The 12,032-nt window shown below is 31.5% G+C and carries 6 protein-coding genes and 4 pseudogenes; 9 read left to right on the top strand and 1 reads right to left on the bottom strand.

The window, feature by feature from the left end:
- Nucleotides 1-36: 36 nt before the first annotated feature.
- From BT0_RS06055 to BT0_RS05435, 9 genes and pseudogenes are all read left to right on the top strand, one after another.
- Nucleotides 37-458, top strand: a pseudogene (locus tag BT0_RS06055) (variable large family protein); the annotation flags it as partial.
- A gap of 139 nt (nt 459-597) precedes the next feature.
- On the top strand, nt 598-1,656 hold the full coding sequence (locus BT0_RS05475) for a variable large family protein (protein ID WP_215533929.1): 1,059 nt from the start codon (nt 598-600) through the stop codon (nt 1,654-1,656).
- Between the two features lie 287 nt (nt 1,657-1,943).
- Nucleotides 1,944-2,498 carry a Bdr family repetitive protein gene (gene bdr / locus BT0_RS06050; RefSeq protein ID WP_236842878.1) on the top strand — a complete coding sequence of 185 codons (555 nt, stop codon included), beginning with the start codon at nt 1,944-1,946 and terminating at the stop codon, nt 2,496-2,498.
- Between the two features lie 225 nt (nt 2,499-2,723).
- Nucleotides 2,724-3,781: pseudogene (locus BT0_RS05465) on the top strand (variable large family protein).
- 128 nt (nt 3,782-3,909) lie between these two features.
- Nucleotides 3,910-4,971, top strand: a complete 1,062-nt coding sequence (locus BT0_RS05460) for a variable large family protein (protein WP_145954734.1) — start codon at nt 3,910-3,912, stop codon at nt 4,969-4,971.
- Between the two features lie 55 nt (nt 4,972-5,026).
- Nucleotides 5,027-5,837 (top strand): annotated as a pseudogene (locus BT0_RS05455) (variable large family protein).
- A 24-nt stretch (nt 5,838-5,861) separates the two neighbouring features.
- Nucleotides 5,862-6,929 (top strand): annotated as a pseudogene (locus tag BT0_RS05450) (variable large family protein).
- A 537-nt stretch (nt 6,930-7,466) separates the two neighbouring features.
- A complete protein-coding gene (locus BT0_RS05445; RefSeq protein WP_088895241.1) occupies nt 7,467-8,138 on the top strand; it encodes a P12 family lipoprotein in 672 nt (223 codons plus the stop codon).
- Between the two features lie 1,372 nt (nt 8,139-9,510).
- Nucleotides 9,511-10,368: a complement regulator-acquiring protein gene (locus tag BT0_RS05435; protein ID WP_088895155.1), complete on the top strand. Its 858-nt coding sequence runs from the start codon at nt 9,511-9,513 to the stop codon at nt 10,366-10,368.
- Nucleotides 10,369-10,453: 85 nt separating this feature from the next.
- On the opposite strand, the gene BT0_RS05430 is transcribed toward BT0_RS05435, so the two are convergent.
- Nucleotides 10,454-11,755 (bottom strand): hypothetical protein, encoded by a 1,302-nt coding sequence (locus BT0_RS05430; protein WP_088895156.1) that lies wholly within the window; start codon nt 11,753-11,755, stop codon nt 10,454-10,456.
- Nucleotides 11,756-12,032 lie beyond the last annotated feature (277 nt).

Below are 12,032 nucleotides of genomic sequence, written 5' to 3'. Positions count from 1 at the left end.
AAAAAAGCTATACTTAAAGGTGATGCTACTGGAGATAAAGGTAATCCTGATGCGGGGGATAATAAAAAGGCTGAAGATGGTTCTACTGCAAGAACCGCTAATGATGGTGCGGGTAAATTATTTGCTAACGATAACGCCGGAGATGTTGCTGGTGCAAATCAGCTGCTGATGCTGCTAAGGCTAATGCTAAAGATGGAACTATTGCAGGTGCTATTGCATTAACAGCTATAGCTAAGAATGGTAAATTTGCTGGTCCTACTGCTGATAGTGTTGATTATGTTACTGCTGCTAAAGGTGCAATTATAAGTGCAGTAACTAAAGCATTGGGTACTTTAACTATTTCTATAAGAAAAACTGTTGACGTGGGACTTAAAACTGTTAAAGATGCTATGAATTTTAATCCTAATGATACTCTTGTAACTACTGATAAGCAAACTTCTGAAACTAAAAGCAAATAATCAGAATTAATAACAAATACATAACTAAATAAAGTCATTTGAGGAAAACTTTTCTTTTTTCATGAGATTCGTTTTCCTTTTCCTATATCTTGTCCCCCATCTATATCTTGCCCCCTGAGTAATAAGGAGGCACGTAATAATGAAAAGAATTACTTTAAGTGCGTTATTGATGACTTTATTTTTACTTCTTAGTTGTGGCAGTGGGAGTGCTAAGGTGGAAGATCCTAAAACCTTATTCTTAACTTCTATTGCTAATTTGGGTAAAGGTTTCTTAGATGTTTTTACTTCCCTTTCTGATATGGTTGCTGGCGCTTTGGGTATTAAAGCGGAGACTAAGAAAAGTGAGGTAGGAGCGTATTTCACTAAAATTGCTGACACTATGACATCTGTTAAAGCCAAACTAAATGATGTTGTTGCTACGAATGGTAGCTATCCAAAACTTAAAACAGTTGTTGAGCACTTTATCACTAACACATTAGACAAAATTGCAGAAGGAGCTAAGACCGCAGCAACAGGGGCTACAGGAGAAGATAAGATTGGTGGTGCTACTAAAGAAGGACAAGATGCTGCACCGGCAGATACTGCAAGTGTCAATGCCCTAGTTAAAGGAATTAAAGAAATAGTTGGTGTAATTTTAAAAGACAATGAAGGGAGTGCAGAAGCTACTAAGACTGCAGAATCAGAGCAAAAATCAATTGGCAAGTTGTTTGGAGGAAAAGATAATGGAGGAGAAGAAGCACAAGCTGCTGCTGCAAGTGCATCAATAGGAGCAGTGACTGGTGCTGACATATTGCAAGCTATTGCTAAGTCTGGAGAGACTGCTGATAATATCAAAGATATTGAGGCGGCGACAGGTGCTGCAAGTATTGCTGCTGCTAAGAAAGATGATAATAAAGAAATTAAAGATGAAGCAGCAAAGAAAGATGCTGTTATTGCTGCTGGAATAGCTTTAAGAGCAATGGCTAAGGATGGTAAATTTGCTGCTAAGAATAATGAAGAGAAATCCGCTCATGCAGTTAATGGTGCAGCGGCAAGTGCTGTTGGTAAAACTTTAAGTACTCTTATAATAGCTATTAGAAATACTGTTGATAGTGGTTTAAAGTCAATAAATGCAGTTCTTGCTACAGTTACACAAGAAGATAAATCTGCAGATTCTACTACACTTGTAGACGCAACAGCTAGTAGACAGCAACAATAGAGAATTATTAATAAACATAACTAAATAAAGTCATTTGAGGAAAACTTTTCTCTTCATAAGAATTGTTTTCCTTTATCTATATCTAATAATTCAGGTCTAAATAGTATTGACAGCAATCCTTTAACAACAGATTGATTGTAAGACCGCAGTTGAGCTTTTTGATACACTAAAGAAAATAGACTAACCACTTTATGTTAGATTTAAGGACTCTCTTAAATCACGTTTTACTAACATAAAGTTCCTATAATAGTTAAAATATTATATAATAATTACATAAGGAGATTTTTATGGGTCTTGCACAACCTGTTATTACTCAGCAAATGGTTATAGCAGAACTTACTAAAGCTGGTATTAATAGAGATATTGCTATTGATTTATCTTATAGATATTATAAAAATGAACTGACTTACAAGGATATTGAGTATTTAGAGACTACTTTTAACCTTAAGCTTGAAAAGGTAGAAGCAACCTTACAAGCCGATATTAGAGACCTTGATAATAAAATTGTCAACGTTAAAAGTGAGTTAAAATCTGATATTAAAGACCTGGATAACAAAATAGACTCTGTTGAGAATAATCTTAACATCAAGATTGATACTAAATTCAATGAACTTGATATCAAAATAGACATTGTTAGGAATGAATTAAAATCTGACATCAAAGACTTGGATAATAAGATTGATGTTAACAAAATGGAGCTTGATAGTAAACTTGATAAAACCACATCTGAACTTAAGAGTCCATTAAGACTTCATGGTTGGATGTTTGGAACTATTATTACCCTTAACATAGGAATTTTTTTAACATTAATATCCATAGTCTATTCATTGTTAAATAGATGAATTTAAATTAAGTAAACCTTTTCTTTCTTTGACTACATATCAGTTATTTTTTTACCAAAACCAATAAATTATTTTATTAATGATAATTTATCTTTGAGCATTGTTACATTCCCCAAAGTCTTTTTAAATAAAGGTGTATCTATTTTTTATTTTCTGTTTTTATTTTTATGTTTATCAAAGCCTGTTAATCATCTTGCTCTTCTGAGAAAAAGGAGGCACGTAATAATGAAAAGAATTACTTTAAGTGCGTTATTGATGACTTTATTTTTACTTCTTAGTTGTGGGAGTGGCAGTTCTAAGACTGAAGATCCTCAGAATAAATTCTTAAAATCTCTTATTAGTTTAAGTAATGACTTCTTAAATGTTTTTACTTCCTTTTCTAATATGGTTGGAGGTGTTTTAGGGTTTGATACTAATACTAAGAAATCTGATGTTGGGAACTACTTTAAAAAAATTCAAGAGACTGTACAAGGTACTAAGGATAAACTTGAGAAAATTGTTTCTGACATGAAATCTGAAAATAATCCTAATGCAGAGGCTACTGATACTGCTGTAAAAGCTCTAATTACTAATACTCTTGATAAAATAATCCAGGGGCTAAGACTGCTAGTGAGGCTATTGGTGATGCTGGTGAATCAATTGGTGATGTTGTTAAAGGTGGTGCTGCTGGTGTTGGTACTAAAGCCGAAGAAGCTTCAGTTAAGTCTCTTAGTGAAGGGATTGGAACTATTGTAGATGTAGTGCTTAAAAATATAGGAAGTGCTGATGCTGGAGATGATAAAAAAGCTGAAGATGGTTCTACTGCAAGGGGTAACGATGCTGGTGAAGCAGGTAAATTATTTGGTAATGCAGCTGCTGCTAGTGCTGATGCTGCAAAAAAATCAGCTGCTGATGCAGTTAAAGCAGTAGGAGCGGTAACTGGTGCTGATATCTTGCAAGCTATTGTTAAAGACAATGGTGATGCTGCTAAGTTAGCTAAGAATAATGGTGCTGCTAATGCTATTAATGTTAATTCTAAAGATGGGACCATATCAGGGGGTATAGCTTTAAGAGCTATGGCTAAGGATGGTAAATTTGCTAATGTTAATAATGGTGATGCTGATGCGGAGAAAGCAGTTAAGGGAGCAGCAGTAAGTGCTATTACTAAGGCATTGGATACTCTCACAATAGCAATAAGAAATACTATTGACATAGGGCTTAAGACTGTTAAAGATGCTATGAAGATTAATCCTAATGATACTCCTGTAACTACTGATAAGCAGATTCCTGAAATTAAAAACTAATAATCAGAATTAATAACAATAAACATAAACTAAATAAAGTCATTTGAGGAAAACTCTTCTCTTCATGAGATTTGTTTTCTTTTTAGCTATATCTGTCTTTCCTTGAGTAAAAAATGAGGCACGTAATAATGAAAAGAATTACTTTAAGTGCATTATTGATGACTTTATTTTTACTTCTTAGCTGTGGCAGTGGGAGTGCTAAGGTGGAAGATCCTAAAACCACATTCTTAAACTCTATTGCTAATTTAGGTAAAGGTTTCTTAGATGTTTTTACTTCCTTTTCTGATATGGTTGCTGATTCTTTTGGTATTAAAGCAGATACTAAAAAATCTGACATTGGTCAGTATTTTACTAGAATTGCTGACACTATGACATCTGTTAAAAAGAAATTACAAGAGAAAGTTGCTACGAATGGTAATTACTCAAAAATTAAATCTGTTGTTGATACATTTATCACTGAGACGCTTGATAAAATTGCAGAAGGAGCAAAGACTGCAGCAAAAGGTGCTGAAGGTAGTGATGCTATTGGTGGTGCTACTGCAGATCAGGATGCTGTACATGCAGATGCTACAAGTGTCAATGTTCTTGTTAAAGGAATTAAAGAAATAGTTGATGTGGTATTAAAAGATAAGGGTGATGCTACTGCTGATAAGATAGGAGATGCTGGAGATAAGAAAAAGGAGATTGGTAAGTTGTTTAATGATAAAGGCAATGCTGCTGAAGAGGCACAGGCTGCAGCAGCAAGTGCATCAATTGGAGCAGTAAGTGGAGCTGATATCTTGCAAGCCATTGCTAGTTCTGGAGAGACTGCTGATAATAGCAAGAATGTTGAAGAAGCAGTAAAGACTGCAGCAGGTATTGCTGCTGCTAAGAAAGATGGTAATAAAGAGCTTAAAGATGTAGCGAAGAAAGATGCAGTTATTGCTGCGGGTATAGCTTTAAGAGCAATGGCAAAGGATGGTAAATTTGCTGCTAAGAATGGTGACAATGCTAAAGATGCCAATGCAGTAAATGGAGCAGTAGTAAGTGCAGTCTCAAAGACACTTGGCACTCTTATGCTTGCAATAAGAAATACAGTGGATGGTGGTTTAAAGTCAATAAGTGATGCTCTTGCTACAGTTACACAAGAAGATAAATCTGCAGATTCTACTACACCTGCAGACGCAACAGTTAGTGGACAGCAACAATAAAAAATTATTAATAAACATAACTAAATAAAGTCATTTGAGGGAAACCCTTCTCTTCATGAGATTCGTTTTCCTTTTATTTTTACTTCTTAGCTGTGGCAGTGGTCAACAGGCTGCAAACTCAGGTAATCCTGGAACAGCAGGAGGAGAGCAACAAGGGGTTGGGAGTTTAAGTACAGTGCTAATGGAAGTAGGTAGAATTGCTGAAAATGCCTTTTATTCATTTTTAGAGTTACTCTCAGATACATTAGGCTTTACTGTTAAATCAACTACAAAGAAAGAGGATGTAGGAGGTTCTTTTAACAGTTTAGGTGCAAAGCTTGGACAAGCATCAGACGAATTAGAGCAAGTATCAAAGAAGTCAGAAATAGAAGGAGCTAAAAATGGATCAATAGCCATAGCAATTAGAAGTGCAGTTGATGTTGCTAAGACTACTTTAAACACATTAAAAACTTATTTAGAATCTTTCAACGATATAGGTGATTCTACTAACAAGGTAGTTGATGTAGCAAATAACCAAAATGGAATAGCAGCAGATGAAGGTGCATTAAAGAAAGCTTTTAAAGCATTTAAAGGGTTCGTGGACACAGCAGAAGGAGCAGGGATTAATAAACCGAAAGAGAGTAATGTGACATTATCCCAGCGATCAATAGGGGTTGATGCAAAAGATGGAGCTAAGGTCTTAACAACAGGTGCTGCCGGAGCAGCAGTTGGTAATGCAGGAGGTAAAGAAGAAGTGCAAGGAGTAGGGATAACAGCAGTAAATAAGTTATTAGTAGCAGTAGAAGATATATTTAAAAAGACAGTTTAAAACAGAGAAAGAAAAAATAGATGAAGCAAGAGAGCCAAAAGCAGTAGCTCAGCAGTAAACTAGATAGTTAGATTATTTAGTGATGAGAGTAGAAGGCATCTTAGATTTATATCTAAGATGCCTTCTATATTGTTGTAATCAAACTTAAGAAGTTAAATTAGCTGTTGAATCTAAAATTTCTTTCTTTGATTCACTTATCAAAATAGGTCAAGGATTTCAAGAGATTTTTGGTTTTTTTGGTAATGCTATTGGTGATACTTTTGGACTTACTGTAGTTAAATCTGGTGATAAGAAAAGTAAAGTTGGTGAACACTTTGAGAAAATAAAAAAAGGTTTGGAAGATACTAATGGGAAGTTAAAAGAGCTATCAAGTGAAATCTCTGAAACAAAAAATGCTAATGGTAGCACAATTGAAGTTGTTAAGGGTGCAATTAACAGTGCTAGTGATGTTTTTATAAAACTAATTGACTCTGTAACCAAATTATCTGATGTAACTAATGATGGTGCTGATATTGGGGATACTGCTAGTGCTTCGGCTGCAGTTGCTGCTGATAAAACTAGTGTTGATGCTATTATTAAAGAAGTTAAAGCTATAATTGAGACTGCTAAAGAATCAGGCGTAAAGATTGAAGCTGGAGATGCTGGTAATGCAGTAAATGCTGCTGCTGCTACTGCTCCTGCTGCAATTGGGAGTAATAATGCAGGTCAGGGCGCTGGTGATAAATTAGCAGCTGAAGTAGCTAAGGCAGACCCATGGGCAATGATTGATAAGATTAAAAATTCTACAACTAATACCGCTGTTCTTGCTGGTAACGATAAAGACGCTGGAACATTAGCTACTGGTACTAATGCTAATGATGCTAATGGAGCTGGTGCTAAAACAAATGCAGACTTGGCAGCAGCGGTAGCTCTTAAGGCTATTACTAAAGATGGTAAATTTAGTGCTGCGGCTGGTGATGTTGAAGTAGTTAAAGCTGCTGCTGTAAGTGCTGTAAATAAGGTATTAGGAATACTTGATTTTATAATTAGGAAAACAGTAGGAAGCAATCTAAATAAGATAAGAGAAGCTGTTAAGGGAATACAATATTCTGAAACTACTACTGAATCAACTGAAGCTAGTGCTACTATTCAACCCGCTGCTACTAAATAAATTATCTATTTAAATAATCTACTAAATAAAGTCATTTTAGGAAAACTCTTCTTTTTATGAGAATTGTTTTCCTTCTTTGCATTTTTGTGACGCATTAAATATTTGTACTAAAGATAAATAAATAGGATCTAGTTAAACCTTTTTAGCTAAGTGGTAAATGATTGATGAGATTAGTTTTGATTAGTAAGTGAGTAGAATTATTTGGAAAGTAAAGGTAGGAACTAGGTTTCTTAGTTTTTGTTTTTATTGAATGATATGTTTAATTTAGTTAATTATTTTTAATTATTTGTTTTTTAAGGTGTAAATTGGATGTAATTGATTACAAGTTTTATATTAAGATTATATTTTTGTTCTTTATTGTATAAATTTACTTAATAAAATAGTTTTGTTGTGTTTTAAGTAGGTCAAAGTGAGAGTATTGTATTATTTTAATAATTTATTTGAAATTTAAAATAAAAGGTGTATATTTACCAGTAATTATTATATTTCAATATCGAGATTCAATAATTAAATAATTTGATATCCCAGGAGGGAGATATGAAGAGAAGTATTTTATCAGTATGTATGTTAACATTATTATGTTTGTTATCATGTGATATAAATGCCCTTAATGAATTGCTAGATAAAGCAAGGGAAAAGTTTTTAGATGAAAGCAAAGATAATAAAGATTTAAACCATAAACAAGAAAATCAGGAAGATAAAGAGGAACAAGCTGATATTATCGATGATCTTGAAGTGATACCAGGCATGGAGGTCATTCCTGTGGATTCCTTAGTATCTGTTAATGCGGAAGTTTCAGTGATTCTAGAGCCGATATACTATTCCCAAGTAAAAAGAGAGATAAAAGAAGAGGATTTAGTTCCAAGTACTGAGTGTGAAAAAGAAGCAGAGAAAGCAATTAAAGATATAGAAAATGCTATTGGATCTTCTGGTTTTTCATCATTAATTGAAAATGCACATAACATGAGAGGTAAATATGGACAAATGAGAACCGAGCTTCAAGATTTATATGTGAAAATCCAAGATGAAAAAAAATTACTGGGCACAGATTTTAAGAATAATAGGGAAAAAAGGAAAGGCTTAAGTCGCTTAGAAGGGCAATTAAAAGAGGAAATTTTTAATGTTGAAAATATTATGAGTAAAATTGATATTGCAATTGGTGAAATAGAGTCTGCTAAAGCATTATTTGAACAGGCACAAAAACTTTAGATAGAGCTATTACCAATAGATTAGAAAAAGTAACAAATAGATATTTAAGAGATATATCAATAACATTATCCAGGATGCAAGAAGATATGCAGAAAGTTCTCTAGAGCAAGTAGAATCTTCCTCTTCTAGTATAGGTGAAGCAACAGGGTTAAGGAAAAATACAGAAGATATTATTAAGGATACAAAATTCTCTTTAACCAAGCTTGATAAATAGAAAATGTATTAAGAATATTAAAAACATTCTTGAATGCTAAATTTTAAAAAGAGAAACCTTTAAACATGAGTTTCTCTTAGATTTTGTTCGGTTGATTTATGAAAAACAACTTTCAAAGGATTTGTTTATTGATAAGTCAGAGATCGTTTGATTTTATCTTTCTTCTAATATAGGAGAAGCAATAGGAATAAAGAAAGAGATAGAGAAATCATTAATGAGGCAAAGTCCGTTCTAGAGAATCTTGAAAGATAGAGACGGTAAAGATTTAAATATTTTATAACATTAGTATTTTCAATAAGAGTTCCTTATAAAGGAACTCTTATTGATTTTATTTAAAGAAGTTTTTACAAACCAATTACCTTTAAGATTTGACTGTGTATTTATTTTATATTCCCATTTTAAGGATATTAATAAGAGTAGAGATTGTTGTTTTAAATTATTTTAAAGCTTTGAGGGGTAATTGTTTTTGAATGCTGATATCGAAAAAGATGATTTATTAAATAAGGAATATAAGGTTTTAGATAAAGGCTTTATAAAGCTTGTTGATTATGTGAGGTAGTGGTGCAAGAATATTTAAGGCGATGAGAGAGGATTGTTAATGTGATGAGCTTATAGATTATTTAATGAGAAATGAACATACAAGTCTATTTGAATAAGTAATGTTTATATTTTATGTTAATGCATCATGTTTTGTTGCAATCTATACTTAATCAAGAGTGTAAATTATTTGTAAAGGCTACTGGAATTGAAGAAATTTAAAATAAAAAATAACAATAAAGACTTATAGAGCAAAGACAGTAGTAAATAATCAAGGTGATTTAAAGTAAAGATTTTCTTGTGATTTAAAAGGTCAGACGGGAAATATGTTTTCTTGTTTATATATGTATATAAAATTATACTAATTGGTATTAATCTATTTTTAATCATTTTAGCAATTATATAGGGGGTATAGTTGTTTGCACCAAAATCATAACCGAACAATATCAAGATAAAAAGAATAGTTAATAATAATAGTAGTGTAAAGTAATAGAAAATAAAAAAAAGTCAGAAATTTTAATTAAAAATTTGTATTTTAAACAAAGTGATATATATTATAAATTAATAATGATTATTATTTAATATAATAATCATTATTAATTTCAAGGAAGGAGAATATTTATGAGAAAAAACTTATTTATATTTACATTGTTAGTTGTAGGATTAGTATCTTGTGATCTAAATTCTAAATTATTGGATAATAAAAAAGTGAACAAAGATGTTCCAAAAGAGGTTGTAGATAGTGTTCAAGGAGATGAGCCCTACAAAGAAGTTAATGTCGATGGTTTAGAAAAGGTTGTAGATGATGTTCAAATAGATGAACTAGCAAAGGAAGATAAGGATGTTGCTGAGAAGGAAAAATTAATATCTGAGCTTAAAAAGGATACCGAAGGTCTTATTAAAGTAGTAAATAAAGATAAGACTGAAGTTGAGGATGGAACTCAATATGGAATGAAGGATGAAGTATTTAAAGCAGTGACAAATACTGTTAATAATAAGACACTAGATAATGATGAGAATAAGGAAGCAAGAAGATTATTTTATTCTTCTTTGAAATACGATAAAGAGAAAATAAAAGACTTTGCAAAGATTCTTAAAAATATCGAATCAGATGGTACAAACAAGGGTACATGGATTAAGGATATAATGAGTGCAGGGAGAGAACATCTTCAATCTAATTTTGAGAAAATAATTGATAAAGTAGAAAAGAGTAAAGATAAACTTGATAAATTGAGTCTTGTTGATTTAAAAGAAGTTAAAACAAAGTTTGACGAAATTAAGTCACAAAGAGAAGCTTTTATAAAAGCTGTAGGTAGTCTTATTGCATCTTATAAAGCCAAGACAGATGGTATTGATTCTGATAGTGAGAAATTAATAAAGCATGTTGAGAAAGAATATAAAGATCTCATTACAGTTAAAATTCCTGGAATGAAATCAGTATATGATAAGATTGTAGGTGTTCTAGATACAATTAAGTAATTATTAATGATATTTAAATACAAAGGAAGATAGGCTATGTTTAGCTATCTTCCTATTTTTTATTTAGAGTGAGTAAAAGTACTATTTATCTAGCAACAATATTTGTATGAGTAAGTAAGTTTTTTACTAATGTAAGTTTTGAGTATGGATTTTTTAATGCTTGGTATGTTTGATAATCTTTATAATCTGGGTATGCTTGGAGATCTTTGTTATTAAATTCTTGTATTTTTGTAATTAAAGAACTTACTTCAGTTTTGAGTTCATCTAATTTTGTTTTTGCAGACAGGTCACTTTGTAAATTTCCACCATAATCATTATAAGTAATAAGTATTGTAGCTGCATTTAAACTCTTTTCAATTTCACTTAGGAGTTTTTTAAGATCCGCTTCTAATTTATCTTTTGTAAATTTGGAGAGTTCTTCTCTTGCCATTTGTTTTTCATGTTCTTCAGCTCTTATTCCATAATAATTGCTTAATTTGATTCTATGGAATTCAATTGTATCCAAGTCATTTTTTATTTGTTCAGCTATTTTAAGTGCTTGCTCAACACTATCTGTGATATTCTTTAGTTTAAATTTATATTGGTTGTCTAATCTGGTTTCTAGCTTAGAATCTTCATTCTCATCTTTGTCAAATTCATATTCTTCAACTGTTATGGGACTGTCAGAGTATAAACCCGATATTATTGGGTTTGAGTCATAATGTGAGTTATAGGTATATTCGTATTGAATATTATGTGATTCACCATTTAATGCATTCAGAGAAGTCTTACTGTTCCCTTTGAGAAGAATATTTGCATTTGATTGGTGTTCAACTGTCTTATTGTTTTGATGAGAGGGATTATTAATATTATTTTGACTGGAGTAGGTTGTATCATCATTTAGTATTAATATGTTGTTGTGTTCTGTTGTATGAGTTAAATCTGTTTTTGTAGGAATATTAATGGCTATTTTTTGTGTTGTTATATTTTCATCAGTATTTGAAGTACTGATTGAAGCGTTATCAATAATGTTATTATTATTAGAATAACTTTTACTTTGGCTTGTCTCAGTAGTTATAATAGTAATATCTTTGTGTGCAGGTAAACTGAATTCTTCTTTTTTTGTCTCAAAGGGAGTTGGAACTAATATACTTTTTTGAGGTTCAGTTTGTTTAGGTGATATATCTTTTGTACTTTTGCTATTAATTTTAGATAGATGTTTTTCTGAATGTTGATTATCACTAAAAATATTTTTCCTAGCTATTTCACTAGCATTCAGCATCATGGAGTTTATTTTATCAAGTGTTCCTGAATACTTTGTGTGAAATTCTTCATCAGTAAAAAAGAACTTACAACCAATCAAGCTGAGAAGAAAGGTTAAAGCTAAATATTTATTTTTTAAAATCATATTTTGTTCCTTGAAATTTACTTACTACTAGATAAGTATATATCAATATGAATGAATTTAATTATTTAAAACTTATATGACTGATTAGTAACAGGGCCAATCTAAGGATATTCAAATAAGATTATAAATTTATTAGGATGTTTTATACTATTAAAAACTAAACTAGTTTAGTTTTAATAGTATAAAACATCCTAATAAATTTATAATCTTATTTGAATATCCTTAGATTGGCCCTGTTACTAATCAGTCATATAAGTTTTAAATAATTAAATTCATT

It is taken from the genome of Borrelia turicatae 91E135, assembly GCF_000012085.2.
Taxonomy (GTDB): domain Bacteria; phylum Spirochaetota; class Spirochaetia; order Borreliales; family Borreliaceae; genus Borrelia; species Borrelia turicatae.
Note: the sequence above shows the minus strand (reverse complement) of the source record. Positions and strands in the feature narration are given on the sequence as shown.